The organism is Bradyrhizobium sp. CSA207 (genome assembly GCF_029051685.1).
In the GTDB taxonomy this organism is placed as follows: Bacteria; Pseudomonadota; Alphaproteobacteria; order Rhizobiales; family Xanthobacteraceae; genus Bradyrhizobium.
On the sequence record NZ_JAACFT010000011.1, the window covers coordinates 81,935 to 108,876 of the forward strand.

Below are 26,942 nucleotides of genomic sequence, written 5' to 3' on the forward strand. Positions count from 1 at the left end.
CGAAAATGAGTTCCCGGAGTCTCCGCCGTCATTCCGCGGCGACGGTTGGGATAGCCGGTTCAACGGACTCGCCATTGCGAGCGCAGCGAAGCAATCCAGAATCATTCCGCGGAGACAGTCTGGATTGCTTCGTCGCAAGGGCTCCTCGCAATGACGGGTGTTGAAGCAGCCGCCCGCGAATCGCGCGGCAAAAGCAAGCACGCGGGCAGGTTGCAACGCACATCGGGATTAGCCATGATACCCGCGAACAGTCTGGGGCGTGGCATGACGACAGCAACGGGGGTCTCCGGCGCGACGGAGAGATCGACGACGGCGCATGTGGTGTGGGCGAGTGCGCTCGGGACTGCGATCGAGTGGTACGACTTTCTGATCTACGGCACCGCGGCGGCGCTGGTGTTCAACAAGCTGTTCTTTCCGAGTTTCGATCCCTTTGTCGGCACGCTGGCGGCGTTCTCGACCTATGCGGTCGGCTTCGTCGCGCGGCCGATCGGCGGCGCCATCATCGGGCACTATGGCGACCGGCTCGGGCGCAAGAAGATGCTGGTTGCGACTATGATCGCGATGGGGCTCGGCACCTTCCTGATCGGCTGCCTGCCGACCTACAGCCAGATCGGCGTCTGGGCGCCGATTTTCCTCGTCATGCTTCGCTTCATCCAGGGCATCGGGTTAGGGGGCGAATGGAGCGGCGCGGTGGTGATGGTGATCGAGCACGCCGGCAATCGCCGCGGCTTCTACGGCAGCCTGGTGCAGATCGGCTTTCCCGTCGGTGTCGCCGCCTCCACCGGCATTTTTGGCTTGATGACGAAATTGCCGGAGGCGGATTTTCTGAGCTGGGGCTGGCGCGTGCCGTTCCTGATCAGCATCTTGCTGGTCGGTGTCGGCTTCATGGTGCGACTCAAGCTCGCGGAAACGCCGCACTTCAAGGAAGTTGTCGAGCGCAAGGAGGTGCTGGCACAGCCGGTGCTCGAGGTTCTGCGTCGGGACTGGCGCAGTTTCTTGCTCGCGATCTGCATCACGGTTTCAGAGGTGGGGCTGGCTTATCTCCTCACCGTCTTCACCGTGGTCTATGCGACGACAAAGCTCGGCCTGCCGCGACAAGTGATTTTGGATGCGGTGGTCTACGCCGCTCTCGTCGAGTTCGCGACGCTGCCGCTGGCCGGTTGGCTCTCCGACATCTTTGGCCGCAAAGCGCTGTATCTTGCCGGCGGCGTATTCTCGGTGGCGCTGGCGTTTCCGTTGTTCTGGTTCCTCGACACCAGGGAGCCAGCGTTGATCACCCTCGCCCTCGTCGTCACGATGACGTTGACGCATGCAATGCTGTTCGGGCCGAAGGCCGCCTTCATGCCAGAACTGTTCCGCACCCAGGTGCGCTATAGCGGCGCTTCGCTCGGCGCCAATGTCGCGGCCGCGCTCAGTGGCGGCTTTTCGCCGCTGATCGCCGCGGCGCTGCTTGCATGGGCCGGCTCCTACTGGCCCGTATCGCTCTACATCGTCGGGCTCTCGCTGATCACGCTCATCGCAACGCTGATGGCGCCGGAGACCGCGCGGGATTCGCTCAGATCTTGAGCGCCGTCATCGGCACGCGGGGTTCGCCGCGCCCGGGATGGCGAGGAAGGTGATCGTTGCCGGCGCGAGCCGGATCGGGCCGGCCGCTGTTGCGTGCCCGGAAAGGCGCGGCAGTTCATTCCCGTCGGCGAGTGCGAGCGTGGAGCCATTCAATTTCACCATCGCGCTTTGCAGCTTTGCGGCCTCCAAGGTGTAGCGCTCGGACGGAAGCGGCAGCACGATCGTGCGGAATGAGTTCCGCGAAATATTGATCGCGAGCACCGTCACGGCCCCCGGCGCCGATCGATGACAGTGTGCGTAGACGTGAAGGCCGGGTGCCGTTGCCGCGCTTGCATCGAGCACGGTCGTTCCCATCAGCTGATGCCAGACGAGCGCGCTCCAGTAACTGGGGCGGGGACGGAACGTGCCTTCGTCGAGCAGGCCATAATCGCTCGCGGCCAGCGTGTTGTGCATCACGACCTGAACGCCGGCTTTTGCCAGCCGTCCGAGCTGGTCGAGATAGCGGAATGTGTCGAGAAAGGTCTTGTCCCAGCGGTTGCCGCCGCAGGCGGCATCGGCGGTTTCGGTCAGCCAGATCGGCTTTCCCGGCGCGAACTGATCGCGCAGGCCGCGATAGACCGAGAGCGTCGCATCGGTACGGGCGAGCCATTCCTCCGAGAGCGCCTGCGCCGGCTCATCGCTTCCGCCGCAGCGCGGCGAGACCGTGTTGTAATGATGGTAGGAGAAGCGGTCGATGCCTTCGCCTGACGCCGCGAGCAGATCGCGCGTGCGAATGCCCGGTACGGACGGCGCGGCGGAGTCGCCGACCGAGCCGGGGCCAACGATCAGAGTCTCCGGCGCGGCGCGCTGCATCCACTCGCGAAACGTTCTGAAATCCCGGCCATAGGCCCTTGCATCATATCCGGGCGGCGCGCCACTCGTCGCTGCCAGCGTCGGCTCGTTCATGAATTCGGCAGCGGCGATCCGGCTGCCCTGCGATCGCGTGGCATCGACAAGACGTTGCGCCTGATCCGGCCTCCATGCGCCGTCCGCATCGCGGCTGCCGGCGCTGATCGCAAAGGAGGTGATGATCTCCGCATCGACCGCACGCGCAAAGTCGATCACCCCGCGCCATTGCGCACGGCCCAGCACCGTGTTGAATCCCGGCGGTGGTGTGGCCGGTGCCGGTTCGGTGTCGGCGGAGAACGTCGCATTGGCCCAGGTTCCGCTCACGCGCAGATACGCCGGCGACAAGGCTGCAGCGAGCCTGCGCAGGCGCGCGTTGGCGAGATCGATCGGAGGTCTGTCGCTGTAACGATCATGCTGATCGAATGCGCGTGTCGTGCGCAGATACGGTTTCCAGAACCGGCCGCCCGTTATCTCGACCATCTCGATGTTGTAAGATTGAAAGCGCGGGTCGATCGTGCCGACCGCCTTCAACTCCGCAGGCGCAATCGCCAACTCGCCCGCATGCGCCGCGCACGACGTTGCGGCAACGAGCATTGCAAGCCCTGTCACACGCGCTGCGCGAAACGGCCGGACTTGTTGATTTCCTCGCCCTGTATGCACGTCCTGACGCCTTCTTATGCGCCCTGCCAAAAGCAAATGCAGCGGCCCGAACCATTAGCTCCGTTTATGTGGCGAATTTTTACTTCCAATTTTACTTCGCTACATCCCGCCCATAGCCTCGCCCGCAACTGATCACATCCGCAGCCGGTCAATGGCGACCGGTGCGCCGCGTTCATCGTAGCCAACGAGGGTTGCCATGTCTGACAAGGGTAAGGGGACGTCCACTTCCGATCCGGTGGGGACGGGGGCCAAGGCGGAAGTCAGCTCGAGGAAAAAGCTGAGCCGGCGCACGCTGTTGAAGGGGGCAGCCGCGGTCGCGGGCGCAGCCGCAGGATCGGACGCGATCCGCGGCTTCCCGACCATCTGGGCGCAGGAGATCAAGGACATCGAGCTGCGCCATGTCGGCGTCTCCTATTCAGTGGTGAAGGCGATCGGCGACCAGGCTGCCAAGGATCTCGGCTTCAAGGTGACGATGCAGAACCTCGACACCTCCGCTGCGATCAACCGCTTCATAAGCCAGCCTAATACGGTCGACATCGCCGACCTCGAGGGCTGGCAGGCCAAGCTCGCCGCCAAGCGCAGCGTGATCCAGGGCATCGAGGTCAGGAAGATCAAGGAGTTCGACAACATCCTGCCGATCTTCACCAAGGGCGAGATCGACGGCCACAAGATCCCGCGCCAGGGTATCTCGCCCTATGAGGCCATGTACATCGCAAAGCCCGACGCGACCGACCTCAACGATGGCGTCACCGAATGGGCGACCTTCCTGCCGCAGGTCTACAATGCCGACTCCATTGGCTATCGCCCCGATCTCGTCGGCCATGAAGTGACCGAGTGGAAGGACCTCATCGATCCGAAATTCAAGGGCAAGGCCGCGATTCTCGACGTGCCCGCGATCGGCATCATGGATGCCGCGCTCTGCTTCGAAAGCGCGGGCCTGATCAAGTACGGCAACAAGGGCAACATGACCAAGGAGGAGATCGACTTCACCTGCAACAAGCTGATCGAGCTGAAGAAGCAGGGCCAGTTCCGCGCGACCTGGACCACCTTCGACCAATCGGTGCAGCTGATGGCCGCGGGCGAGGTCGTCATCCAGTCGATGTGGTCGCCGGCGGTCGCAGCCGTCCGGGTCAAGGAGATTCCTTGCGTCTACGCGCCGGTCAACGTCAAGAACGGCAAGGAAGGCTACCGCGGCTGGTGCAACGGCATGGGGCTGATGAAGCACCTCTCCGGCAAGAAGCTCGACGCTGCCTACGAATATCTCAACTGGTATCTGTCGGGCTGGCAGGGCGGCTTCGTCGCGCGCTACGGCTATTACAGCCCGGTGCCGTCGACCGCGAAGAAATTCCTGACGCCTGCCGAATGGGCATTCTGGTACGAGGGCCAGCCGGCGCCGGAAGCGATCAACGATCCCTACGGCGTGCCGATGGAAAAGATCGGCACCAAGCGCGACGGCGGCTCGTTCCTCGACCGCGTCAAGAACATCTCGTGCTGGAACACGCTGATGGATGAGGCGGCCTACATGAACAAGCGCTGGAACGACTTCAAGGTGGCCTGAAACCTGCTTTCCCTGACGTAACGAGAGCGCCGGCGCGGCGACGCGCCGGTGCAAGGGAAGCGACTTCGAGGCGTTCGCCGATATGCAGCCAGGTCCAAGTTCAGCTCCAAGTCTCGCTCAAACCACATCACGCGCCAATCTCGCCGGCTGGCTCTACGTGTCGCCGCTTGTGCTGGTGCTCGTGCCGTTCTTCGTGGCGCCGATCCTGGTCGTGCTGGCCGCAAGCTTCTTCGCCACCGATGGTTTTGGCGGGCTGACGCCCGGCTTCACGCTCGCAAGCTATGTCGAGGTGCTGCATTCGGCGCTGACGCTGAAGCTGTACCTGGCGACGATCAAGTTCACGGTTCTGACCTGGGTCTTCACGCTCATCATCGGCTTCTTCGTCGCCTATTTCCTGGTGTTCCACGTTCGCAACCAGCTGCTGGCGATCGGCCTGTTCCTGCTGTGCACGGTGCCGTTCTGGACCTCTAACATCATCCGGATGATCTCGTGGATTCCGCTGCTCGGCAAGGAAGGCCTGATCAACCAGGCGCTGCTCGGAGCGGGCGTCATCCGTCAGCCGCTGGAGGTGCTGCTGTTCTCCGACCTCGCGGTCGTCATCGCCCATGTCCACCAGCTCACGATCTTCATGATCGTGCCGATCTTCAATTCTATGGCGCGGATCGACAAGAAGCTGATCGAGGCCGCGATCGACGCCGGCGCCAGCCGGTTCGACATCATGCGGCTGATCGTGGTGCCGATGTCCAAGAGCGGCATCGCGCTCGGCACCATCTTCGTGGTCTCGATCGTGATGGGCGATTTCTTCGTGGTCAAGGTGATGTCCGGCGGCGGCTCGGCCTCGGTGGTCAGCGCGTTCTACGAGGACGTTGGCGTGCTGCAATACCCGACCGCGGCCGCGAGCGCGGTGCTGCTGACGCTGGTGCTGGTCGCGATCGTCTCGCTGATCCTGCGCACCGTCGACATCCGGCACGAGATCACACGATGAGCGCGGTGCTGGCCGACATGCCCGAGACAGTCGCGCCTGCGACCACCAAGGCGATCGCGCCGAGCAAGGGTGGGCGGCCCTGGACATTCTATGTGCTGGCGACGCTGTTCGCGCTCTACGTGCTCGCACTCTACGGCCCGATGTTCTGCATCTACATCCTGTCGTTCCAGGACATCCGCGGCGGCTTGGTGTTTCCGATGAAGGGACAGTCGCTGCACTGGTTCATCGATCTCTTCACCCAGGTGCGGACCGGCGACGTCAAGGGCTCGTTCGACCGCTCGATCAAGCTCGCGGTCATCGTCACCATCATCACGGTGGTGGTGTCGTTTCTCGCCGGTCTTGGTTTCCGCAGGCGCTTTCGCGGCGACACCGTCGTCTTCTACACGATGATCGGCAGCCTGGTCGCGCCTGGCCTCGTGCTCGGCCTCGGCACCGGGCTCCTGTTCCAGGCGCTCGGGCTGAATGCGAGCTGGTACACCTCGGCGCTCGGCGCGCAGCTGTCCTGGACGCTGCCGTTCGGTGTGCTGGTGATGTTCGCAGTGATGTCGCGCTTCAACCACGTCTGGGAGGAGGCGGCCTACGATCTCGGCGCCAGCCGCTGGCAGTCGATCCGGCTGGTGATGATCCCGGTGCTGGCGCCCGGCCTCGTTGCTGTCGCGCTGTTCGGCTTCACGCTGTCCTATGACGAATTCGCCCGCAGTCTCCAGACCGCCGGGTCGCTGAACACGCTGCCGCTAGAAATCTGGAGCATGACATTGAACGTCACCTCGCCCTCGCTCTACGCGCTCGGCACGGTGACGACCATCGTCTCCTTCATCGTCATCGGCGCGAGCCTGGGCAGCATCGTGCTGATCCAGAAGAAGCGCGGCAGCAATGCAAAGGGTTGAGCTGGGAATGAAGAGCGATCGCGGCGATATCGAACTGGCGGGCGTCTGCAAGAGCTTCGACGGCGTCACCAACGTGGTCGACGGCGTCAACCTCAGGATCGCCGACGGTGCCTATTGCTGCTTCATCGGCCCGTCCGGCTGCGGCAAGACCACGATCTTGCGCATGATTGCCGGCCATGAGGATCCGACTGCGGGTGAGATCGTGATCGGCGGCCAGAACGTCGTTGGGCTCGCGCCGGTGCAGCGGCGCACCGCGATGATGTTCCAGTCCTATGCACTGTTTCCGCACCTGACCGTGCGCGAGAACATTGCCTTTGCGCTACGCGTGCGCGGCATGTCCAAGGCGGATCGCCTGCGCGCGGCGGACGCCATGATCGAGAAGGTGAGGCTGACGCAATTCGCCGATCGGCTGCCGGCGCAGCTCTCCGGCGGTCAGCAGCAGCGCGTGGCGCTGGCACGCGCGGCGATCACGGAGCCGCGCGTGCTGCTTCTCGACGAGCCGCTGTCGGCTCTGGACGAGCAGCTCCGTGTGCAGATGCGCCAGGAGTTGCGGCGGATGCAGCAGGACCTCGGCATTACCTTCGTCCACGTCACCCACACCCAGCTCGAGGCGATCGCGCTCGCCGATCTCGTGGTGGTGATGGAGCAGGGCAGGATCAAGCAGGCGGGAGCGGCGCGCGAGGTCTACGCCCATCCGCACGACCGCTATGTCGCCGAGTTCATGGGCGGCCAGAACGTGCTGTCGGGGCGAGTCGAGAAGGTCAACGGCGTGAGCTTTACGCTCGCGCAGGCCGCCCCCTCGGGCATTGAGGTGCCACTTCAGGCGCGCTCGACCGTCAGCGTCGGCGACAAGGTCGACATCGCGGTGCGCCGGGACGACGTTGTGCTGGTCAGGTCTGGCAAGGAATTGCCGCCCGGCTGTACCAACTCCCTGCCGAGCCGGGTGCTTGCGATCGAATACCAGGGCTACTTCGTCAAGGTCATGCTCGACACCGTGCCGGACGATGCGTTCGTGGCGTACGTGCCGGAAAAGACCTTCTTTGCGGATCCCTTCACCGTCGGCGATGTCGTGATGGCCACCTGGGCCACCGGCAGCGCGCTTCCACTCGCCTAAAGCCCCGTCGCGCACAGGAGTATGATCGTGCAGATATCCTTCACACTCAACGGACGGCCGACCACGGTGGATGTCGAGCCGGCGACGCTCGTTGCCGAACTCCTGCGCGAGCAGTTCAACCTCACCGGCACCCATATCGGCTGCGACACCAGCCAGTGCGGCGCCTGCGTCGTGCATCTCGACGGACTTCCCGTGAAAAGCTGCACGCTGCTGGCGCCCGCGCTCGACGGCGCGACGCTGCTCACCATCGAAGGCCTGCAAGGCGCACCGGGTTCGAACCGGCTGCATCCGATGCAGGAAGCCTTCCGCGAGCATCACGGCCTGCAATGCGGCTTCTGCACGCCCGGCATGCTGATGACCGCGGTGGCGCTTGCCACCGAAAAGCCGGCGCTGACGGAAGCCGATGTCCGTCGCGGCCTCGAAGGCAACATCTGCCGCTGCACCGGCTACCAGAACATCGTCGTCTCGGTGATATCAGGCGCCGCCGCCATGAACGCCGCCAAGGGAGAGTGACCATGGGCAATGTGATCGGGATCGGCGCCTCACCGAAACGCAAGGAAGACCAGCGCTTTCTCACCGGACGCGGCAGCTATGTCTCCGACATCAAGCGCCCGGGCATGACCGCCGGCGCGTTCGTGCGCTCGCCGCATGGACATGCGAAACTGCGCGGCATCGACAAGAGCGCGGCGCTCGCAGCGCCGGGCGTCATCGCTGTCCTGACCGGGGACGACGTCGCAGACGATGGGCTCGGTTCGCTGCCCTGCGGTTGGGGCATTACGGACGCCAAGGGCGTGCCGATGAAGGAGCCGCCGTTCCCGATGCTGGCGCAGGACAAGGTGCGCTTCGTCGGCGACATGGTGGCCTTCGTCATCGCCGAGACGCCGGAGCAGGCGAATGCGGCGGCCGAGCTGCTCAACGTCGATTACGAGGTGCTACCCTCGGTAGTCGGCGTGCTCGAGGCCGTGCGGCCGGGCGCACCGCAATTGTTCGACGACGTGCCGAACAACATCTGCTGCGACTGGGAGCTCGGCGACAAGGCCGCGGTCGAAGCCGCGTTTCGCAAGGCCGCGCATGTCGCAAAGCTCAGCCTGGTCAACAATCGCCTGATCGGCAATCCGATGGAGCCGCGCGCGGCGATCGCGGAGTATGAGCCCGGTACCGATCGCTTCACGCTGTGGACTACCAGCCAGTTCCCGCACGTCGTGCGCTTCCTGATGGGTGCGCTGGTGCTGAACATCCCGCAGCACAAGCTGCGGGTGGTCGCGCCCGATGTTGGCGGCGGCTTCGGCGTCAAGCAGTTCCATTACGGCGAGGAGGCCGTGATCACCTGGGCTGCCAAGCGCGTGATGCGGCCGATCAAATGGGTGGCGAGCCGCTCCGAAGGCTACGTCTCCGACCGCCACGGCCGCGACCACGTCACCGAGGCCGAGCTTGCGCTCGACGAGACCGGCAAATTCCTGGCCTTCCGGGTCAAGACGCTCGCCAATATGGGCGGCTATCTCTCGACCTTCGGGCCGAACATCCCGACCAATCTCTATGGCCCCTTGCTCGGCGGCGTCTACACTACGCCGGCGATCTATTGCAATGTGAAGGTGGTGTTTACCAATACCGTTCCGGTCGATGCCTATCGCGGGGCCGGCCGGCCCGAGGCGACCTTCGTGCTGGAGCGCATCGTCGATGTCGCAGCCAGTGAGATGGGGATCGACCGCGTCGAGATCCGTCGCCGCAACATGATCCCGAAGGAGGCTTATCCGTATCAGACGCCGGTGCTGGTGCAGTACGATTCCGGCGATCCGGTTGGGTGCCTCGACGGTGCGCTGGTGGCGGCCGACGCCAAGAACTTTGGCATCCGCAAGTCGGAATCGGCGCGCAAGGGCAAATTCCGCGGGCTCGGCTACTCCACTTATGTCGAGGCCTGCGGTCTCGCCCCGTCGCGCTTCGCAGGACGGCTGGGCGCGCGCGGTGGCCTCTATGAGAGCGCCACGGTGCGCGTGCATCCGACCGGCCAGGTCACGGTCATGATCGGCACGCACAATCACGGCCAGGGCCATGAGACGACGTTTGCCCAGATCGTCTCGGAAAAGCTCGGCGTGTCCTTTGAGAACGTCGACATCGTGTTCGGCGATACCGATCGCGTGCAGTTCGGCATGGGCACCTATGGTTCACGCTCGCTGGTGGTCGGAGGCGCGGCGCTGTCGAAGGCGACGGACAAGGTGGTCGCCAAGGGCAAGAAGATCGCGGCGCATCTATTAGAGGCCGCCGAAGTCGATATCCAGTTCGAGGCCGGAAAATTCTCGGTCGCGGGCACGGACCGCATGAAGACGTTCGAGGAGATCGCGGGCGCCGCCTACGTACCGCATGACTATCCGCTCGAAGTGTTGGAGCCGGGACTGGAGGAGCAGGCCTATTACGATCCCGTCAACTTCACCTATCCCGGCGGCTGCCACATCGCCGAGGTCGAGGTCGATCCTGAGACCGGCACGGTGACGCTGGTCAATTATACCGCGGTGGACGACGTCGGAACGGTGATCAACCCGATGATTGTCGAAGGCCAGCTGCATGGCGGCATCGTGCAGGGTGTCGGCCAGGCCTTGTTCGAGAACGCGGTCTATGACGAGGGCTCGGGCCAGCTGCTGTCGGGCTCGCTGATGGACTACTGCATGCCGCGTGCCGACCATCTGCCGATGATGAAAGTGGAGACCCATTCGACGTTGTGCACGCACACGCCGATGGGCGTGAAGGGCTGCGGCGAGGTCGGCACCATCGGCTCGCCCGCTGCCGTCATCAACGCGGTGGTCGATGCGCTGTCGCATCTCGGCGTTACCCACGTCGACATGCCGGCGACGCCGAACCGGATCTGGCGGTTGCTGCAAAACGCGTCGCTGCCGGTCGCCGCGGAATAGGGAGGACAAAAATGAAACCGTTTGCCTATCATCAGCCAACCCAGATTCCCGACGCTGCAAAGCTGCTGACCTCGATCGAGGACAGCAAGCTCGTCGCCGGCGGCATGACGCTGATCCCGACGCTGAAGCAGCGCTTGGCCAGTCCGGTCGCGCTGATCGATCTTTCCAGGCTTGGAAGCCTGAAGGGTATCACTGATGACGGCGCGACGATCACCATCGGTGCGATGACGCCGCACGCCGTGGTCGCTGGCTCCAAGCTCGTGCAAGCAAGGATCCCCGGTCTCGCTGCGCTGGCCTCGATGATCGGCGATCCCGCGGTTCGCAGCCGCGGCACCATCGGCGGCTCGGTCGCGAACAACGACCCGGCGGCCGATTATCCCGCCGGAGTCCTCGGCCTGGGCGCGACCATCGTCACCAGCACGCGCGAGATCGCGGCCGACAAGTTCTTCCTCGGCCTGTTCGAGACCGCGCTCGAGCCGGGCGAGATCATCACCGCAATCCGCTTTCCCCTGCCGCTCAAGGCGGGTTACGCGAAATTCAAGGCGCCGGCGTCGCGCTACGCGCTGGTCGGCGTCTTCGTCGCGAAATTCGCCGATGGCGTCCGTGTCGCCGTGACCGGTGCCGGAGCGGGCGTGTTCCGGGTGCCGCCGATGGAGGCGGCGCTGTCGCAACATTTCGATCCGTCCGCGATCGCAGCGATCAAGATCGACACCGACGGCCTCACCTCCGACATCCACGCCGAAGCCGATTACCGTGCGCATCTCGTCACGGTGATGGCCAAGCGCGCCGTCGACGCGGCGCTCAGCTAGCTCTTTAGGGTTGATGATGACTGATGGTTCCGGCCGAACGGCCTTTCCGCCGGCGCCGACTGGCCTTGGCGCGCTTTCTGCCACCGAGATCATGGCCGGCTACCGCCGCAAGGCGTTCACCCCGCGCGAGGTCGTGGACGACACGATCGCCGCGCTCGAGGCGACCAACGAGGCCTGCAACGCCGTGGTGACGCCGATGTACGAGCAGGCGAGGGCGGATGCCGACCGCCTCACCCGGGAGATGCGCGCGGGCGAAGCCAAGGGGCCGCTTGCCGGAGTGCCAGTCTCGATCAAGGACCTCGTCTTCGTCGCGGGCGTGCCGGCCTATGGTGGCTCGCCGATGAACAAGGCGTTCGTGCCTGAGGTCGATGCCGCCGTTGTGTCGACGTTGAAAGCGGCCGGCGCGATCATCACTTGCAAGACCACGACCTGCGAGTCCGGTTACAAGCTCACGGCGGACAGTCCGGTCACCGGCACCACGCGAAACCCCTGGAATCCTGCACGCACAAGTGGCGGGTCGAGCGGCGGCGCGGCGGCGGGCGTGGCCGCCGGTTGCGGTCCGATCGCGATCGGCACCGACGGCGTCGGCTCGATCCGCGTGCCTTCGTCGTTCTGCGGCGTGTTCGGGCTCAAGCCGACCTTCGGCCTGGTGCCACGCTCGCCCGGCTTCTCGCCGCCGTCCTGGGCCTCGCTCGCGCATACGGGACCGATCACGCGGACGGTGGCGGATGCCGCGCTCACGCTCGAAATCATTGCCGGTTACGATTTGCGCGATCCCGCGAGCCTGCCGGTGTCGCCGCGGAGGTTCGACACCAACGCTGCGTCGTTGAACGGCATTCGCATCGGCGCCAGCGTCGATCTCGGTTATGCCGCCGTCAGCCCCGACGTCCGCACAGCTTTCAACAAGGCGCTGGCCATTCTCGACTCCTGCGGCGCGCAGGTCACCATCGACGGTCCAGGCCTCGATCCCGGCATTCTCGAGCATACGCTGAAGCCGATCGCCTTCACCGAGCAGGCGGCGGCTGTTGCGGGCAAGACCACGGCCGATCTCGCCGGCTCTGAATCGGATTATCGCGACATCATCAGCGCCGGCCGCAATTACAGCGGCACCGACTATATCGAGGCCGGCTATCGCCGCGGCCAGGCGCGCAACGCGTTCTTAAAGCTGTTCGAGCGCGTCGATGCGCTGGTGACGCCGACGGTTGCGGTGACCGCGTTCGAGGCCGGCCAGATCGGCGTCCACCGGATTGATGGCACCAGGGTCGATCCGCATCTGGGCTGGTCGCCCTTTACCTGGCCCATCAATCTCGCCGGCCTTCCGGCCGCGACGCTGCCCTGCGGCTTTGATCGCGATGGCCTGCCGATCGGCTTGCAGATCGTTGCGCCCTGGCTCGACGAGCCGACGATTTTCCGGATCGCCGCGGCGTTCGAAGCGGCCCAGCCCTGGGCAAGATTCTGGCCGGCGCTGGCGTTACGTGAACCGGACCGTGCCCGCGCCAAGGCGTGAAGGGGAATCGGGCCTGGAACTGGCCGGCCACGGTCCGCCTCGGGCCAAAAATTTTTTCGACAGCCCTCTTGAAACCGACTTCCGTTCTTCTATGTCACTTTTCGCCGCGAGAGCGGTGTGTCGGGTGCCCGCGAGGGCCCGGCACGGGCGCGGGGCCGTTGTCTTCGGACCCCGTCTGAAACCCCTGTCCTGCGCTCCTTCGTATCCATCTTGCTCTTTGGAGGACTTGGCTATGAGGACCACCTTAGATTTCGCGCCCTTGTGGCGCTCCACCATCGGCTTCGATCATCTGGCCGATCTCGTCGACAGCACGCTGCGCCAGGCGACCGAGGACAACTATCCCCCTTACAACATCGAACGTTCCGGCGAAGATCATTACCGGATCAACCTCGCCGTGGCGGGCTTCGGCATCAACGATATCACCGTGACCGCCGAGCAGAACGCGCTCACGATCGAGGGCAGGAAGCCCGACGGCGCCACGCACGAATATCTCTATCAGGGCATCGCGGCGCGTCCGTTCCGGCGCGTCTTCAACCTCGCCGACTATGTCCAGGTGAAGCAGGCGTCTTTCCAGGACGGCCTCTTGATCATCGACCTCGTCCGCGAGGTCCCGGAAGCGATGAAGCCGCGCCGGATCGAGATCGCGGGCGGCGCACCTGCGGCATCGCAGATCGAGAAGAAAGCAGCCTAGGCGCTCGATCGAGGGATTGGCGGAACGCGGCGCTCAGATGTGTGCGCACCGCGCTCCCGATGCATGAAGGAGAGAACGATGCATGAAGGAGAGAACCATGGGTTTTCGTGATCTCATTCCCTGGTCGAGGAACCAGGAGCTTGCGCCGCTCCGCGACAGCTTCGATCCGTTCCTGACGCTTCATCGCGAGATGAACCGTCTGTTCGACGACGTGTTTCGCGGCTTTGCCGGGAGCAATCTTTCGCCTCTGATGGAGGGCCGTTTCGGCTGGCCCAAGGTCGAGCTCAGCGAGACCGACAAGATGCTGACCGTCACGGCCGAGCTTCCGGGGCTGACGGAGAAGGACGTCGAGGTCGAAGTCGCCAACGGCGTCCTCACGCTCCGCGGCGAGAAGAAAGCTGAGCGCAAGGGCGAAGGCAGGTATTTTACCGAGCGTTACTACGGCGCCTTCGAGCGGCAAATTCCGCTTGAGGACGTCGAGGAGGACAAGGCCGAGGCGTCGTTCAAGAATGGCGTTCTGACCGTGTCGCTGCCGAAGTCCGACAAGCCGCGGGAAGGTGTCAAGCGCATCGCGATCAACACGCACTAGCACGAATGCGGATGGCGGCGAGGCTCGCCGCCATCCGATCATCAACATACCTATCCCTTTGAAAGGAGCGTCAGGGGAGGCACAACCGATGACAAACGTGAACGCAAATTCCGGCAATCTCAATCCGCTGTTTTATCCCGCCGCCCACTACGACTCGCCTGCTGATGTCCTGAACGCAAGCGAACTCTCCACGCCGGAGAAGCGGATCATCCTGTCGTCCTGGGCGTCCGACATGTACGCTGTCGAATCCTGCCCCGCCTTGCGCGAAATTCCCGGCATGAGCCATACGGTCCGGCTCGCCGATATCCTGGCGGCCCTGCGCCGGCTCGACGGCGACAATGACGACGACGACCCGCCGCGCGGCGGCGGCGTTCCGATGCGGTTGCGGCGACCTTGGGCCGCCGCAGAACGGTAGGGCGCATGATGCTCACGCAGACCGTTCTGGCTCCGGTGCTGCCCGGCGAGGTCTCTGCGGCCTGGGCCATTCCGTTCCTGGCCTTGCAAGGCTGGATGGACGCGCCGCGCGATAGAGCGTGAAGCGGCTCTCCAATTTCAATCTCAGGCGATGCGATAGGTTATGATGAAGACGTATGCTGTGCGTTTGTTCTCGTTGGCGTTGCTGGTGCTGACGCTGACGGCGTCGCATCCTGCCGCAGGCCAGCTCCCCGATCTGAAGACGGGCGGCTCGATCCCGACGCTGGCGCCCCTGGTCCGCCAGATGACGCCGGCGGTGGTCAATATCTCCGTGCACGGCCGCGTACGCGAAGACAATCCGCTCTATCGCGACCCGCTGTTCCGCGAGTTCTTCGATGTTCCGAAGCAGATCGAGAAGGAAGTCAGCGCGACGGGCTCCGGCGTGATCGTCGATGCCCGCAGCGGCTATGTGCTGACCAACAACCACGTCATCGAAGGCACTTCCGCCGTCCAGATCACGACCAAGGACGGCCAGCAGTTTTCCGCAAAGGTCGTCGGCCGCGATCCGCCGACCGACGTCGCGGTGCTCCAGATCCAGAACCCGGCCGGGCTCAAGGCGCTTCCCATCGGCGACAGCGACGCGCTCGAAGTCGGCGACTTCGTGCTCGCGATCGGCAATCCCTTCGGCCTCGGACAGACCGTGACGTCGGGCCTCGTCAGCGCACTTGGCCGAACCGGCCTCGGCGAGCAGGGCTATGAGGATTTCATTCAGACCGACGCGGCGATCAATCCCGGCAATTCCGGCGGCGCGTTGGTCAGCCTGCACGGTGAACTGGTCGGCATCAATTCGGCCATCATCTCGCCCGCCGGCGGCAATGTCGGCATCGGCTTTGCTATTCCGGTCAACATGGCGCGCAAGGTGATGGAGCAGATCATCGCCACCGGCCGGGTCGAGCGCGGCCGCATCGGCGTGTCGCTGAAGGATCTGCATCCGTCCGTCGGCAACGGACGAAATGAAGGCGCTGCCATCGCGGAAATTGCCGCCGATTCCCCCGCCGAAAAGGCAGCCTGCGCAAGGGCGATATCGTGACCGCGGCGGACGGCCGCCCGATCCGCAGCGCCGCGCAGTTCCGCAACATGATCGGCCTTGCGCGCGTCGGCGAGGATGTGAAGCTCGCCCTGCTGCGCAATGGTGCGCCTCTTACGGCTGTCGTGAGAATAGCGCCGGCGCTCGAATCGAACAATGCGCTTGCAGGGCGCAATCGCCTCGTCCGCTAGGTGGGCCGCAGGAGACCTGAACCGCAGCCGAGCCCGGCGGTTCGGTCCCTGCGGCCGCGCGATCCGGCGAATGCCGGGCGGTCAAGCCGCGCGGTGATCCGGCTCGCCCTGGAGGTCCCTGATCAGCCGCCACTCGCGTTCTATCCGCTGCCGATAGGGCGCGCGCTCGTGCTCGGTCTTCGCGCTAGGAAGAAGCAGTTCGTAGTGGTCGATCAGCCTCTCGCTGCCTCAATGAGCAACTCAGGGGACTGTTCATTTCACTACTCCCGTCGCATCAATCGGCGCCGTGGGGGCGCGGAAGGCAACCGGGAATGTCGCTGCGGTCAGGCTATCGAGGGCCGATTGCTCTTCTGCGAGACGCCTTTCGATGAAATGACGCTCTAGCTCCGACAGCCTGGTTTTCAGCAGCCGCCGGTAGCGGTGGATGTTGTTGCGGTGCGCACGAAGGCGGGCAAAATTATCATCGAGCATCGTCGTCTCTCCAGACGGTCGCGTTGGGTCCTTTGAAATTTAGAGGGTGAGAAAGAGATTTTCTCGGCGCAAAAAATATGCTGCCGGAAACCGGTGTCAAGATGTTTGAGGGATCGCCGCACCTGCGAACGCCGGGTCCCCGTCAAGACAGCTCGATCGGAACGCCCCTGCCGCTGAGCTCTTCATCGAGGCGCAGATAGTGCGCAAGATAATCGTGCAGCGCGGTCGCCGCTTTCGAGGTGGCGCCGCTCGACTTGTAGAGCAGGAGCTCGATCTTCGGCAGCGGCGGCAAACCCTCATTCGGCCCGATCTCGCGCATCGCGGGCACCAATGCGCTGCGGCCGAGCACGGTGACCGCCATGCCGGCGAAGGCTGCAGCCTGAAGGCCGCCAACGCTTTCACTGACGCAGGCTATGCGCCAGCGCAAATTGGCGCGCTCGAGCGTGTCGATAGCGTAGTCGCGATAGATGTTGCCTGGCGGAAGCAGTGCGAGGGGGATCGGCCGCTCCTGGTGCACGGCGGATTGCTCGCCGGTCATCCAGACCAGCTGCTCGCGCCGCACCACCTGGCCGCCGGTAAAGTCGTTCATGCGGGTGACGAGCGCGATGTCGACGTCGCCGCGCTTGACGAGGCCGACCAGCGGCGTCGACAGCGCGCAATTGAGCTGGACCTGGACACGCGGAAAGGATTTCCGGAATACGCTGAGGATCGAGGGCAGCATGAAGGCGGCGTAGAGGTCGGGCGTGCCCAGTACAACCTGGCCCTCGATCTCCTGCGAGGCCAGCTGCGAAATCAGCTCGTCATGCAACCGCAGGATGGATTTGGCGTAGGTGAGGACCGTGGTGCCGTCCTCGGTCAGCGTCAGCCTGCGGCCGGCATGCTCGAACAATTGCTTGCCGGTGAGCTCCTCCAGCCGCTGCAATTGCAGGGTGATCGCCGGCTGGGTGCGGCCCAGCCGACGCGCGGTCTCGGTGATGCTGCCGGTGTCGACCACCGAGATCAGCGACCGGAGCATGCGGATGTCGAGGCTGATGAGGTTCATTCGGCGTCCATCTCGCCCGGAATTTATGCAAATTCCATGCTAGGGGCAGCGGGGGAAGGCTTGAAAGGCACGGCAGCAGGCGGCCCGTTCATCCATAAGACGATGCCGTGTCGCGCGCGTCCAGCGTTGCCGGCATATGGAATATCGATTATCAGCCGGGCCGGCGCGTATAAGGGTGCCCAAGGACATAGAAAAAGGGAGCACAAAACATGAAAGAGATCTCACCGACGCGACGCGAGGTGCTCGCAATTGCCGCGGCGGCCAGCGCAGCGTCGATCGCGGGCGTCGCGCCTGCCACGGCGCAGGCGGGACCCAAGCCGATCTTCCCGGTGCCGATGGTGACGATCCCGATCGTCGGCGAGACCCAAGTGTTTCAGGTCCGCCGCATCTACTGCATCGGACGCAACTACGCGGCGCACGCGATCGAGCGCGGCTCGGATCCGAACCGCGAGCCGCCGTTCTTCTTCCAGAAGCCGACCGACGCGATCCAGAACGTCGCGGTCGGCGAGGTCGCCGACCATCCCTATCCGTCGCTGACCAAGAACTATCACCACGAAGTCGAGCTGGTCGCCGCGCTGAAATCCGGCGGCACCAACATCCCGGCCGAGAAGGCGCTCGACCATGTCTATGGCTACGCGCTCGGCCTCGACATGACCCGCCGCGATCTCCAGAACGGCATGGCCACGGAGAAGAAGCCCTGGGAGATCGGCAAGAGTTTCGACCACGCCGCGGTGATCGGTCCGATCCATCCGGCCAGCAAGATCGGCCATTTCGACAAGGGCGCGATCTCGCTCTCGATCAACGGGACCGTGAAGCAGAACTCGGATCTCAGCAAGATGATCTGGAGCGTGGCCGAGCAGATCGCAAAACTGTCGGAGGCGTTCGAGCTGAAGGCCGGTGACATCATCTATTCCGGCACGCCGGAAAACGTCGGGCCGGTGGTGAAGGGCGATGTGCTGCTGTGCAAGCTCGAGGGCTTGCCGGACATGTCGATCAAGATCGTGTAAGCCTTAGCTTGCTCGCTTGCGGTAGGGGCGGAACGCCTCCTCTTCGTCATGCCCGGGCTTGTCCCGGGTATCCACGTCTTGCTGCAATCGCGGATGCGCGTGGATGGCCGGGACAAGCCCGGCCATGACGACGCTGAGAGTGCAGGGGCGGCAGCCTAGGTCGCCGTCTTCGGCCGCAGCCGCTCGACAATCCTTGCCATCAGCGCGGCCACATCCGTTTGCGGCTTGGCGTACGATCATTCTTCGATCCCGTCTGTCGCGACGCGCTGTCTCGGAGCTATGGCTGGCCGAGAATTTTCTTGGCGGCGCGAAGATGTGGCTTGTCGATCATCATGCCGTCGAGGCGCAGCGTGCCGGAGTTGGGATTGCTCGCGAACGCCGCAATGACCTTCTCCGCCCATGTGCGCTCGGCTTCCGTCGGCTCGAACGCCGCATTGACGATGTCGACGTGCTTGGGGTGGATCAGCGCCTTGGCCGAAAAGCCGTCGCGCCGCGCGGCGCACGTTTCTTGCTCGAGGCCCGCCAGATTGTCGATATCGGCATAGATGGTGTCGATCGGGGCGACTTCGGCGGCGGCCGCCGCCATCAGGCAGAGATCGCGCGCGAGGCGATAGGGACTGTGGAACACGCCGCCCGAGGCCTTCTCGGTTGCGCCGAGCGAGGCCGAGAGATCTTCCGCTCCCCACATCAGGCCGGCGAGGCGAGAGGAGCAATCCTTGTAGGTGCCGAGTCCGAAGATCGAGCCGGCGGTTTCGGTGGCGACGCAGACGATGCGGGTCAAGCCGACCGTGCTCCCGGCCGCCGCCTCGAAAGCCTCGAGCCAGATCGCCACTTGGCGCACATCGTCGCCGCTCCGCGACTTCGGCAGCACAATGCCGTCCGGCGCACCGGGCATCACCGCGGCGAGATCGGCGAGCGTCATGCCGGTGTCGAGTGCGTTGACGCGAACATAGAGAAGGTGCGGGCCGCGGCTACCCCTCAGCATCGCCAGCGTCAGCGTGCGCGCCTCTTCCTTCTTCTCGGTGACGACGGAGTCCTCGAGGTCGATGATCAGCGCGTCGGCCTTGCCTTGGCTCGCCTTCTCGAATTTGCGCGGGGAATCGCCCGGGACGAACAGCATCGAACGCATCAGACCGGCCTCTTGTGCATCATCGCCATGCGGCGGAATTTGCGACGATCTCGTTGTTCTGATTTCAGGCCTGGTACTCAAACTCGACGTGCCAGCCGTCCGGCAACAATGCATGGTCGCATGCCAAGTTCATATATATATGGCTTTGAAGTTTTGGATATATGGTGGCGGGAGTATTCCACGGCGTCTTCCTGCATTTCATCGCGCACCTGATCGCTATTGGATCGCGGTGGCCGTTGCTCGATCATTCTCTGGCCACCCTCGCAGATGGGGCGCTAAGCTACGGGCCGTCGCGGCTCCAATCAAGGAGATCAAAAACATGGATTTCGCGCTCACCGATCAGCAGGAAGCCATTCGCGATGCCATCGCCAAGATCTGCGAAGGTTTTGACGACGCCTATTGGCTGAAGAAGGACCACGACGGCGGCTTCCCGCACGACTTCCACAAGGCGCTGGCTGATGCCGGCTGGCTCGGCATCTGCGTGCCTGAGGCGTATGGCGGCTCGGGGCTCGGCATCACCGAGGCCGCGATCATGATGCGGACCATCGCGGAATCCGGCGCCGGCATGTCCGGCGCCTCCGCGGTGCACATCAACGTGTTTGGGCTCAACCCCGTCGTCGTGTTCGGCACCGAAGAGCAGCGCAAGCGCATGCTGCCGCCGATGGTCGAGGGCCGCGAGAAGGCGTGCTTCGCGGTCACCGAGCCCAACACCGGCCTCAACACCACACAGCTCAAGACGCGTGCGGTGGCCAAGAACGACCGCTATATCGTCAATGGCCAGAAAGTGTGGATCTCGACCGCGCAGGTCGCGCACAAGATCCTCCTGCTTGCGCGCACGACGCCGCTGGAGGAGGTGCGCTCGCCGACGCATGGGCTGAGCCTGTTCTACACCGATTTCGACCGCAACAAGATCAAGGTCCATGAGATCGAGAAGATGGGCCGCAAGGTCGTCGATTCCAACGAGCTGTTCTTCGAGGACTTTGAAATTCCGATGGAGGACCGCATCGGCGAAGAGGGCCGCGGCTTCCAATACATCCTCGAAGGCATGAACCCCGAGCGGATCCTGATCGCGGCGGAGGCGGTCGGCCTCGGCAAGCTCGCGCTGTCGCGCGCCACCGAATACGCCAAGACGCGAATCGTGTTCAACCGCCCGATCGGCAAGAACCAGGGCATCCAGCATCCGCTCGCGGTGAACTGGGTCGAGCTCGAGGCGGCCTGGCTGATGGTGATGTCGGCGGCCTGGCAGTACGACAAGGGCTTGCCCTGCGGCGCCGCTGCCAATGCCGCAAAGTATCTCGCGGGCGAGGCCGGATATCACGCCTGCGAGCAGGCCGTCATGACCCACGGCGGCTTCGGCTACGCCAAGGAGTTCCACGTCGAGCGCTACTTGCGCGAGGTGCTGATCCCGCGCATCGCGCCGGTCAGCCCGCAGCTCGCGCTGAGCTTCATCGCGGAAAAGGTGCTGGGGCTGGCCAAGTCGTACTAAGCTAATGCGCGACCATTTGGTCGACGACGAACCTCGCGAGCCATCCGGAGTTGGCCGTGCTCATTCGGAAGCGATCCGATCAACTGCCATAGCGCGGAGCCTGGTACGCTGGATCTTGATGCCGTTGGCGCTGTCGGTAACTGGAAAGGCATCCACGAAGTAGATCCGGGCCGGCACCTTGTAGCCGGCGAGCCGCTCGCGCAGGCGCGCGACAAGCGCCTCCTGCGACGGCGGTTCTTGCTGCGGTTCTTGCTGTGGTTCTTGGGCCGGGATCACGAAGGCGACGCAGCGCGCCTGTCCCTTCAGATCGACGGCAACCACCTGGGCATCGGCAACACCAACGCAGGATTTAAGCTCATCTTCGATCTCGCCGGGCGCGACCAGAAAGCCGCCGAGCCGCATGGCGTCGCCCGCACGGGTCTCATAGACGAACGAGCCATCGCCGCGAAGGCGGCCGATGTCGCCGGTGCGGAAGAAGCCATCCGCGGTGATCGCATCACGGGTTGCCTCGGGATTGTTGAAATAACCGAGAAAGCGCGACGGGGCGTTGATCTCGATCTCGCCGGAAACGCCAGGAGGCGCAAGCTCGCCGGTCTCGGTGTCACGGGCGCGGACCTTGGCTTGCGGCGACATCGGCCAGCCGCCGCCCTCGATACGGTCCGCGAAGGCGTCGCTGGCGCGCCCGATCGAGAACAGCGCCTGCACCTCGCTCGAGCCGTAGAGGCCGAACAGCGGCATGCCGCGCGCCTCCGCCTCCGCAGCCAGCTCGCGCCAGCCGGGCTGAAACGCAGCGAAGCCGAAAACCTCTGCTTTCGTAAGCGGGCGCGGCGCATCGGTCAGCGCCAGGATGCGGCGGAACATCTCGTCGGAGCCAAAGGCGTGCGTGATCCCGTGCTCGCTGAGGATTGACAGGGCCGGCGCCGCCTCGAAGGCGTCCAGCACATGGATGGTCACGCCGGCGGCGAGGAAGGCAAGCAAGCTGGTCATGCCGAACGTGCCGCAGAACGGCAGCATCGCCAGCAGCGAATGGCGCTGCGGCGAGAGCGTCAGCGCTTCGGCAATCGAGACGGCATGCGCGGCCAGGGTCCGCTGCGAATGCGCCACCAGCTTCGGCCCCTTGGTCGTGCCCGAGGTCGTATAGAGCAGCACTGGCAGGTCGACATCGCTCTCGGCGGGCGGGCGCGGCGGGCTGGGCTTGTCGAAGGCGTCGAAGCGCACGCAAGGCCAGTGCGCGGGGATCGCGTCCGCGCCGACCACCGCGAGCTTTTGCAGCGCGGGCACCTCGGTCTTGGCGACATCGGTCAAAATGGCGGCGAAATCGATCGAGCGGAATGCGGCCTCGACCACCATGAGCCTGGCGCCGGAAACCTTCAACAGGTGCGCGACCTCGGCGCTGCGGTATCGGGTATTGACGGCGGCGACAACGGCGCCGAGGCGGGCAGCGGCGAACAGCAGCGCGATCCATTCGATCCGATTGACCAGCCAGACCGCGACCACGTCGCCCTCGCCGATGCCCTGCGCGGCGAGCCAGGCCGCGGTCTGCTCGACCTTTTGCGTGAGCTCGGCGCGCGTGACCGGTGTGCCGTCAAACACGAAGGCGGGACCGGCAGTGCCGGTCCGGATCAGCGATTGCAGTGAAAAATCGTCGGCGCGCATGACGACCGGAGTAACCCGATCACGCAAAACTGTCTACTTGGTGCCAGTCTATTTGGTGCCGAACATCCGGTCGCCGGCATCGCCGAGGCCGGGCACGATGTAACCGTGGTCGTTGAGCCGTTCATCGACCGCGGCGGTCCAGATCGGCACGTCGGCATGCTCCTTTTGGAACTGCGCGATGCCTTCCGGTGCGGCCAGCAGGCACACGAAGCGGATGTCGCGGGCGCCGCGCGCCTTGAGCAGGGACGCGCCGGCGCAGGCCGAATTGCCGGTCGCCAGCATCGGGTCCATCAGGATCACGGTGCGGTCGGACAGGTCCTGCGGCGCCTTGAAGTAATATTCCACGGCCTGCAACGTTTCGGGGTCGCGGTAGAGCCCGATATGGGCGATGCGCGCCGACGGCATCAGCGCCAGCATGCCGTCGAGGAAGCCGACCCCGGCGCGCAGGATCGGCGCCAGCGTGAGCTTTTTGCCGGCGATCTTCGGTGCCTGCATCGGTGCGATCGGCGTCTCGATCTCGACCAGCTCCAGCGGCAGGTCGCGCGTCACCTCGTAGCAAAGCAGCATCCCGATCTCGTTCAGGATCTCGCGAAAGCTCTTGGTCGAGCGGTCCTTCTCCCGCATTAGGGAGAGCTTGTGCTGGACCAGGGGATGGGCGACGACATTGACGTTACTGATGCTCATAAAACCGATCTACACGGTTCCGTGAAACTGCGCCAGATCGGTCCGGCTTTTTCCGCGGGATACGTGGCCCAGGCAGCCATCGCGACCGCCGTTCGAACCCGGCTGCTCGCCCCGTGGGCAGGCAACTCCTGCCTAGTCGCGGTGCGCGCAGCGACGAAGGGCTAGACGCCGAGCCCGCGCGCCGCAAGCGTGATCACGAGCGTCAGGATCGCGCCCCAGATTATACTGAGCGTCACGGTCAGGATGGCCGTGGTGATCGCCTGCTCCAGGTTTCCCTTGAACGGCTGCACGCTAGCTGTCCGCGGTTCTTTTCGCACTGATCCGCATGCCAAACAGCAGCGCGCCCATCAATGCGACGAGGATAATGATCTTGATTTCGACCATGATGCTATCTGCAACGTCTTGACGGTCTTCCGCGTCGATCAGGAGTGGAGGTGCCAGACGTAGATCGCGGTCCTCAGCGCTATCAGCGCGGTGAGCACGCTGCCCATCGAGAGCACGGCTAACGCGCGCAAGGCGAAGCGCCTGAGCTGGGCCCGGCGCGCTTTTGCTCTCGGCCGTCGTTCTGTCCAGTCAAAGGACTGTTCGAAACCATGTGTCAGCATCGACATTTCGGGAGCCCTCATGCTTGGTTCGGCGAGATGGCCGCTCCAAGCTGCCTCGTATGATGGGCGGGGCGGCATAGGAATGCGAGACGCGCGCTGCCGCTTTTGTATAGGAACGCCATAAGTGCGCCGCGCCGCTAGCCGAAATTGTCGCAGGCGGCCGGCTCGTAGAGCGGGTCCAGCAACGGACGCACGGAAGGGACGCTGGGCCGCGACATCTCCACGGCCAATGCTTGCACCTCGACGGAGGCGGACAGCAGGGCGAGCGCTAGATCCGCATGGTGCGCTTCGACCGCGGCATCCAGCCAGTCAGGCAATTCGCGTTCACGCGAAAGCGCGCAATGCCACTCGCCCTCGTCATAGGCGATGCGCCGGACTTGCCATAGCGGCAGTTCGATTGCCATCAGCGCCAGCGCGGCATCGGTCCAGGCCTCCGCATCGATCAGACGCCTGATGCGAGCGATGCGCTCGCTGTGTCCGAATGAGGGCAGACGCCGGCAGGCGTGGTCGATGATGTCGAATATCAACGGCCGCGTCATCGCGTGGGCATTGCGCAGGCGCTCGCCGAGCGGGGCTGGGTCATAGCATCGAAGAGTGGCGGTCATGTCAGGCCTCCTGGAATTGGCGTCGGTCAGTCGGCCGGCCCCTCCAAGATGGCCAAAACGGTATTTGAAAACGAGATGTGGATGGGGTGAGAGATATAGAGATTTCATAAGTGTGCGTGGCATATGGGTCCCGGATCGGCGCTCCGCTTCGCTGCGCTTGTCCGGGACGACGAGTGTAATTTGCCTCGCGAGCATCGTCTGACTGCGGAATCAGCTGGGCCCTTTATGAGATTCCTATAACTTCGCCGGAGCCCTCATCTCGAAAACCTATGGTCGTGGTGGCACTTCAGCGCGGTGAGAAATCTGGCGGGCGTCCTGGAAACGCGTTGCGTTTTCCCCAACGCTTGCCGGACGCCTGAGACACCGTTGCGCCTGACGCGAGGGGGCAACGAGGAGTATCGCCATGATGGACATTCTGATGCTGGCGCTGGGCTTCGGCTTCTTCGCCCTTGCGATCGGCTACACCTATGCCTGCGAACGGCTGTGAGGAGCGGACAATGATTTTCGATTATGCGCTTGCCGGTGCCGTCTCGTTCGGCCTGCTGTTCTATCTCACCTACGCGCTGCTGCGGCCCGAGCGGTTCTGACCGTGTTGCTGCTTCTCAAATTGCTCGTGACGGACGCCGCGCTCGCTGCGGGTCTGCTGGCGTTGCTCCTGCCGCTTCTGCGCAGGACACAAGTCCTAAAGGGTTAATGCCATGACTGCGATCGGTTGGCTCCAGATCATTCTCTATTGCGCGATCATCGTCGCGCTGACCAAGCCGCTCGGCTGGTACTTGACGCGTGTGTTCAATGGCGAGCGGACGTTCTTGTCGCCGGTGCTGCGCCCGATCGAGGCCGGCATCTACTGGTTTTCCGGGGTCGACGAAAAGCGCGAGCAGCACTGGCTGACTTATACGGTCGCCATGCTGCTATTCCACGTCGGCGGTTTTCTCATTATCTACGGCGTGATGCGGCTCCAGGCCGTGCTGCCCTTCAATCCGGCCGGGCAGGGCGCGGTCGCGGAGGATCTTTCCTTCAATACCGCGATCTCCTTCATCACCAACACCAACTGGCAGAACTACGGCGGCGAGAGCACGCTTTCGTACCTCGTGCAGATGCTGGGCCTGACCCACCAGAACTTCCTGTCGGCGGCAACCGGCATCGCGCTCGCGGTGGCCCTGATCCGCGGCTTCTCGCGCGCCTCGACGCGTACGGTCGGTAATTTCTGGGTCGATGTCACCCGCACGACACTCTATGTATTGCTGCCGATCTGCGTCGTCTACACGCTGTTCCTGGTCTCGCAGGGCATCCCGCAGACGCTCGGTGATTATGTCGAGGCCACCACGCTCGAAGGCGCCAAGCAGACCATTGCGGTCGGCCCCGTCGCCTCTCAGGTCGCGATCAAGATGCTCGGCACCAATGGCGGCGGCTTCTTCAACGCCAACGCCTCCCATCCCTTCGAGAACCCGACGGCGCTGTCGAACTTCGTGCAGATGCTCTCGATCTTCACGCTCGGCGCGGCGCTGACCAACGTGTTCGGCCGCATGGTCGGCAACCAGCGCCAGGGCTGGGCGATCCTGGCCGTGATGGGCGTGCTGTTCGGCGCTGGCGTCGCCGTCACTTATTGGGCGGAGGCGGGCGGCACCTCGACGCTGCATGCGCTCGGCCTGACCGGCGGCAACATGGAAGGCAAGGAGGTTCGCTTCGGCATTGTCGCGTCCTCGCTGTTCGCCGTGATCACGACGGCCGCCTCCTGCGGCGCGGTCAACGCCATGCATGACAGCTTCACCGCGCTCGGCGGCATGATCCCGCTGATCAACATGCAACTCGGCGAGATCATCGTCGGCGGCGTCGGCGCCGGCCTCTACGGCATGCTGCTGTTCGTCGTGCTGGCGATCTTCGTCGCAGGACTCATGGTCGGCCGCACACCGGAATATGTCGGCAAGAAGATCGAGGCGCGCGAGGTGAAGATGGCGATGCTCGCGATCCTGGTGCTGCCGCTGATGTATCTGGGCTGGACCGCGGTCGGCGTGGTTTATCCCTCGGCGGTCGCCTCGATGGCGAATGCCGGGCCGCACGGCTTCACCGAGGTGCTCTACGCCTTCACGTCGGCAACCGGCAACAACGGCTCGGCCTTCGCGGGCCTCACCGGCAACACCCTGTTCTACAATCTCACGCTCGCAAGCGCGATGTTCGTCGGCCGTTTCTTCATGATCATTCCTGCGATGGCGATCGCAGGCTCGCTGGCCGCCAAGAAATCCATTCCGCCGTCAGCCGGGACCTTTCCGACCACGGGCGGGCTGTTCGTCGGTCTCGTCGTCGGCGTGATCCTGATCATCGGCGGCCTGACCTTCTTCCCGGCCCTCGCGCTCGGCCCGATCGTCGAGCACCTCGCGATGAATGCCGGCCAAATATTCTGATCGACA

Annotated in this window: 24 protein-coding genes and 1 pseudogene; 17 read left to right on the forward strand and 8 right to left on the reverse strand. The window is 64.3% G+C overall.

Annotated elements, in window-relative coordinates; genetic code table 11:
- Nucleotides 1-264 precede the first annotated feature (264 nt).
- A complete protein-coding gene (locus tag GWG65_RS14415; RefSeq protein WP_275196224.1) occupies nucleotides 265-1,566 on the forward strand; it encodes an MFS transporter in 1,302 nt (433 codons plus the stop codon).
- Between the two features lie 6 nt (nucleotides 1,567-1,572).
- Here GWG65_RS14415 and GWG65_RS14420 read toward each other — a convergent pair whose 3' ends face one another.
- The gene (locus GWG65_RS14420; RefSeq protein ID WP_275196225.1) at nucleotides 1,573-3,048 is read right to left on the reverse strand and encodes a hypothetical protein; all 1,476 of its coding nucleotides are present in this window, start codon (nucleotides 3,046-3,048) and stop codon (nucleotides 1,573-1,575) included.
- Nucleotides 3,049-3,310: 262 nt separating this feature from the next.
- Between GWG65_RS14420 and GWG65_RS14425 the strand changes: the two genes are divergently transcribed.
- The 12 genes and pseudogenes from GWG65_RS14425 (at nucleotide 3,311) to GWG65_RS14480 (ending at nucleotide 15,849) form a co-directional block, all read left to right on the forward strand.
- On the forward strand, nucleotides 3,311-4,672 hold the full coding sequence (locus GWG65_RS14425) for an extracellular solute-binding protein (protein ID WP_275196226.1): 1,362 nt from the start codon (nucleotides 3,311-3,313) through the stop codon (nucleotides 4,670-4,672).
- Between the two features lie 82 nt (nucleotides 4,673-4,754).
- The gene (locus GWG65_RS14430) at nucleotides 4,755-5,657 is read left to right on the forward strand and encodes an ABC transporter permease (protein ID WP_275196227.1); all 903 of its coding nucleotides are present in this window, start codon (nucleotides 4,755-4,757) and stop codon (nucleotides 5,655-5,657) included.
- A complete protein-coding gene (locus tag GWG65_RS14435; RefSeq protein ID WP_275196228.1) occupies nucleotides 5,654-6,544 on the forward strand; it encodes an ABC transporter permease subunit in 891 nt (296 codons plus the stop codon). The genes GWG65_RS14430 and GWG65_RS14435 overlap by 4 nt, the downstream gene beginning before the upstream one ends.
- A gap of 7 nt (nucleotides 6,545-6,551) precedes the next feature.
- The gene (locus GWG65_RS14440) at nucleotides 6,552-7,658 is read left to right on the forward strand and encodes an ABC transporter ATP-binding protein (protein WP_275196229.1); all 1,107 of its coding nucleotides are present in this window, start codon (nucleotides 6,552-6,554) and stop codon (nucleotides 7,656-7,658) included.
- Between the two features lie 21 nt (nucleotides 7,659-7,679).
- Nucleotides 7,680-8,171: a (2Fe-2S)-binding protein gene (locus GWG65_RS14445; protein WP_275196230.1), complete on the forward strand. Its 492-nt coding sequence runs from the start codon at nucleotides 7,680-7,682 to the stop codon at nucleotides 8,169-8,171.
- A gap of 2 nt (nucleotides 8,172-8,173) precedes the next feature.
- Nucleotides 8,174-10,561 (forward strand): xanthine dehydrogenase family protein molybdopterin-binding subunit, encoded by a 2,388-nt coding sequence (locus GWG65_RS14450; RefSeq protein ID WP_275196231.1) that lies wholly within the window; start codon nucleotides 8,174-8,176, stop codon nucleotides 10,559-10,561.
- 11 nt (nucleotides 10,562-10,572) lie between these two features.
- Nucleotides 10,573-11,370 (forward strand): xanthine dehydrogenase family protein subunit M, encoded by a 798-nt coding sequence (locus tag GWG65_RS14455; protein ID WP_275196232.1) that lies wholly within the window; start codon nucleotides 10,573-10,575, stop codon nucleotides 11,368-11,370.
- 16 nt (nucleotides 11,371-11,386) lie between these two features.
- Nucleotides 11,387-12,877: an amidase gene (locus GWG65_RS14460; protein WP_275196233.1), complete on the forward strand. Its 1,491-nt coding sequence runs from the start codon at nucleotides 11,387-11,389 to the stop codon at nucleotides 12,875-12,877.
- A gap of 232 nt (nucleotides 12,878-13,109) precedes the next feature.
- Nucleotides 13,110-13,568, forward strand: a complete 459-nt coding sequence (locus GWG65_RS14465) for an Hsp20 family protein (RefSeq protein WP_275196234.1) — start codon at nucleotides 13,110-13,112, stop codon at nucleotides 13,566-13,568.
- 97 nt (nucleotides 13,569-13,665) lie between these two features.
- Nucleotides 13,666-14,157, forward strand: a complete 492-nt coding sequence (locus GWG65_RS14470) for an Hsp20/alpha crystallin family protein (protein WP_275196235.1) — start codon at nucleotides 13,666-13,668, stop codon at nucleotides 14,155-14,157.
- An 88-nt stretch (nucleotides 14,158-14,245) separates the two neighbouring features.
- Nucleotides 14,246-14,572, forward strand: a complete 327-nt coding sequence (locus tag GWG65_RS14475; RefSeq protein ID WP_275196236.1) for a hypothetical protein — start codon at nucleotides 14,246-14,248, stop codon at nucleotides 14,570-14,572.
- 165 nt (nucleotides 14,573-14,737) lie between these two features.
- A pseudogene (locus GWG65_RS14480) lies at nucleotides 14,738-15,849 on the forward strand (trypsin-like peptidase domain-containing protein).
- A gap of 252 nt (nucleotides 15,850-16,101) precedes the next feature.
- Here the strand turns inward: GWG65_RS14480 and GWG65_RS14485 are convergent.
- Nucleotides 16,102-16,320 (reverse strand): hypothetical protein, encoded by a 219-nt coding sequence (locus tag GWG65_RS14485; RefSeq protein ID WP_275196237.1) that lies wholly within the window; start codon nucleotides 16,318-16,320, stop codon nucleotides 16,102-16,104.
- Nucleotides 16,321-16,462: 142 nt separating this feature from the next.
- The gene (locus GWG65_RS14490; protein ID WP_275196238.1) at nucleotides 16,463-17,362 is read right to left on the reverse strand and encodes a LysR substrate-binding domain-containing protein; all 900 of its coding nucleotides are present in this window, start codon (nucleotides 17,360-17,362) and stop codon (nucleotides 16,463-16,465) included.
- A 209-nt stretch (nucleotides 17,363-17,571) separates the two neighbouring features.
- On the opposite strand from GWG65_RS14490, the gene GWG65_RS14495 reads away from it, so the two are divergent.
- Nucleotides 17,572-18,369 (forward strand): fumarylacetoacetate hydrolase family protein, encoded by a 798-nt coding sequence (locus GWG65_RS14495; RefSeq protein ID WP_275196239.1) that lies wholly within the window; start codon nucleotides 17,572-17,574, stop codon nucleotides 18,367-18,369.
- 277 nt (nucleotides 18,370-18,646) lie between these two features.
- On the opposite strand, the gene GWG65_RS14500 is transcribed toward GWG65_RS14495, so the two are convergent.
- Complete coding sequence (locus tag GWG65_RS14500; protein ID WP_275196240.1) at nucleotides 18,647-19,498, reverse strand: CoA ester lyase; 852 nt, start codon at nucleotides 19,496-19,498, stop codon at nucleotides 18,647-18,649.
- 319 nt (nucleotides 19,499-19,817) lie between these two features.
- Here GWG65_RS14500 and GWG65_RS14505 point away from each other — a divergent pair, with 319 nt between their 5' ends.
- On the forward strand, nucleotides 19,818-20,984 hold the full coding sequence (locus tag GWG65_RS14505; protein WP_275196241.1) for an acyl-CoA dehydrogenase family protein: 1,167 nt from the start codon (nucleotides 19,818-19,820) through the stop codon (nucleotides 20,982-20,984).
- A 60-nt stretch (nucleotides 20,985-21,044) separates the two neighbouring features.
- On the opposite strand, the gene GWG65_RS14510 is transcribed toward GWG65_RS14505, so the two are convergent.
- From GWG65_RS14510 to GWG65_RS14525, 4 genes are all read right to left on the reverse strand, one after another.
- Entirely contained in the window at nucleotides 21,045-22,640 is a 1,596-nt protein-coding gene (locus GWG65_RS14510; protein WP_275196338.1) for an AMP-binding protein, read from the reverse strand.
- A 48-nt stretch (nucleotides 22,641-22,688) separates the two neighbouring features.
- Entirely contained in the window at nucleotides 22,689-23,324 is a 636-nt protein-coding gene (gene upp, locus GWG65_RS14515) for a uracil phosphoribosyltransferase (RefSeq protein ID WP_275196242.1), read from the reverse strand.
- A gap of 161 nt (nucleotides 23,325-23,485) precedes the next feature.
- Entirely contained in the window at nucleotides 23,486-23,614 is a 129-nt protein-coding gene (locus GWG65_RS14520; protein WP_275196243.1) for a hypothetical protein, read from the reverse strand.
- Between the two features lie 452 nt (nucleotides 23,615-24,066).
- Nucleotides 24,067-24,534, reverse strand: coding sequence for a hypothetical protein (locus tag GWG65_RS14525; protein WP_275196244.1), 468 nt, complete (start codon nucleotides 24,532-24,534; stop codon nucleotides 24,067-24,069).
- 497 nt (nucleotides 24,535-25,031) lie between these two features.
- Between GWG65_RS14525 and GWG65_RS14530 the strand changes: the two genes are divergently transcribed.
- Complete coding sequence (locus tag GWG65_RS14530; protein ID WP_038965694.1) at nucleotides 25,032-25,121, forward strand: K(+)-transporting ATPase subunit F; 90 nt, start codon at nucleotides 25,032-25,034, stop codon at nucleotides 25,119-25,121.
- A 111-nt stretch (nucleotides 25,122-25,232) separates the two neighbouring features.
- The gene (gene kdpA, locus GWG65_RS14535; protein WP_275196245.1) at nucleotides 25,233-26,936 is read left to right on the forward strand and encodes a potassium-transporting ATPase subunit KdpA; all 1,704 of its coding nucleotides are present in this window, start codon (nucleotides 25,233-25,235) and stop codon (nucleotides 26,934-26,936) included.
- The last annotated feature ends 6 nt before the right edge of the window (nucleotides 26,937-26,942 follow it).

What these genes read in the sequence shown, in the direction of transcription:
- GWG65_RS14415 (WP_275196224.1), top strand. Translation starts at nt 265, where the DNA reads ATGACGACAGCAACGGGGGTCTCCGGCGCGACGGAGAGATCGACGACG.
- GWG65_RS14420 (WP_275196225.1), bottom strand. Translation starts at nt 3,048, where the DNA reads ATGCTCGTTGCCGCAACGTCGTGCGCGGCGCATGCGGGCGAGTTGGCG.
- GWG65_RS14425 (WP_275196226.1), top strand. Translation starts at nt 3,311, where the DNA reads ATGTCTGACAAGGGTAAGGGGACGTCCACTTCCGATCCGGTGGGGACG.
- GWG65_RS14430 (WP_275196227.1), top strand. Translation starts at nt 4,755, where the DNA reads ATGCAGCCAGGTCCAAGTTCAGCTCCAAGTCTCGCTCAAACCACATCA.
- GWG65_RS14435 (WP_275196228.1), top strand. Translation starts at nt 5,654, where the DNA reads ATGAGCGCGGTGCTGGCCGACATGCCCGAGACAGTCGCGCCTGCGACC.
- GWG65_RS14440 (WP_275196229.1), top strand. Translation starts at nt 6,552, where the DNA reads ATGAAGAGCGATCGCGGCGATATCGAACTGGCGGGCGTCTGCAAGAGC.
- GWG65_RS14445 (WP_275196230.1), top strand. Translation starts at nt 7,680, where the DNA reads ATGATCGTGCAGATATCCTTCACACTCAACGGACGGCCGACCACGGTG.
- GWG65_RS14450 (WP_275196231.1), top strand. Translation starts at nt 8,174, where the DNA reads ATGGGCAATGTGATCGGGATCGGCGCCTCACCGAAACGCAAGGAAGAC.
- GWG65_RS14455 (WP_275196232.1), top strand. Translation starts at nt 10,573, where the DNA reads ATGAAACCGTTTGCCTATCATCAGCCAACCCAGATTCCCGACGCTGCA.
- GWG65_RS14460 (WP_275196233.1), top strand. Translation starts at nt 11,387, where the DNA reads ATGACTGATGGTTCCGGCCGAACGGCCTTTCCGCCGGCGCCGACTGGC.
- GWG65_RS14465 (WP_275196234.1), top strand. Translation starts at nt 13,110, where the DNA reads ATGAGGACCACCTTAGATTTCGCGCCCTTGTGGCGCTCCACCATCGGC.
- GWG65_RS14470 (WP_275196235.1), top strand. Translation starts at nt 13,666, where the DNA reads ATGGGTTTTCGTGATCTCATTCCCTGGTCGAGGAACCAGGAGCTTGCG.
- GWG65_RS14475 (WP_275196236.1), top strand. Translation starts at nt 14,246, where the DNA reads ATGACAAACGTGAACGCAAATTCCGGCAATCTCAATCCGCTGTTTTAT.
- GWG65_RS14485 (WP_275196237.1), bottom strand. Translation starts at nt 16,320, where the DNA reads ATGCTCGATGATAATTTTGCCCGCCTTCGTGCGCACCGCAACAACATC.
- GWG65_RS14490 (WP_275196238.1), bottom strand. Translation starts at nt 17,362, where the DNA reads ATGAACCTCATCAGCCTCGACATCCGCATGCTCCGGTCGCTGATCTCG.
- GWG65_RS14495 (WP_275196239.1), top strand. Translation starts at nt 17,572, where the DNA reads ATGAAAGAGATCTCACCGACGCGACGCGAGGTGCTCGCAATTGCCGCG.
- GWG65_RS14500 (WP_275196240.1), bottom strand. Translation starts at nt 19,498, where the DNA reads ATGCGTTCGATGCTGTTCGTCCCGGGCGATTCCCCGCGCAAATTCGAG.
- GWG65_RS14505 (WP_275196241.1), top strand. Translation starts at nt 19,818, where the DNA reads ATGGATTTCGCGCTCACCGATCAGCAGGAAGCCATTCGCGATGCCATC.
- GWG65_RS14510 (WP_275196338.1), bottom strand. Translation starts at nt 22,640, where the DNA reads ATGCGCGCCGACGATTTTTCACTGCAATCGCTGATCCGGACCGGCACT.
- upp (WP_275196242.1), bottom strand. Translation starts at nt 23,324, where the DNA reads ATGAGCATCAGTAACGTCAATGTCGTCGCCCATCCCCTGGTCCAGCAC.
- GWG65_RS14525 (WP_275196244.1), bottom strand. Translation starts at nt 24,534, where the DNA reads ATGACCGCCACTCTTCGATGCTATGACCCAGCCCCGCTCGGCGAGCGC.
- GWG65_RS14530 (WP_038965694.1), top strand. Translation starts at nt 25,032, where the DNA reads ATGATTTTCGATTATGCGCTTGCCGGTGCCGTCTCGTTCGGCCTGCTG.
- kdpA (WP_275196245.1), top strand. Translation starts at nt 25,233, where the DNA reads ATGACTGCGATCGGTTGGCTCCAGATCATTCTCTATTGCGCGATCATC.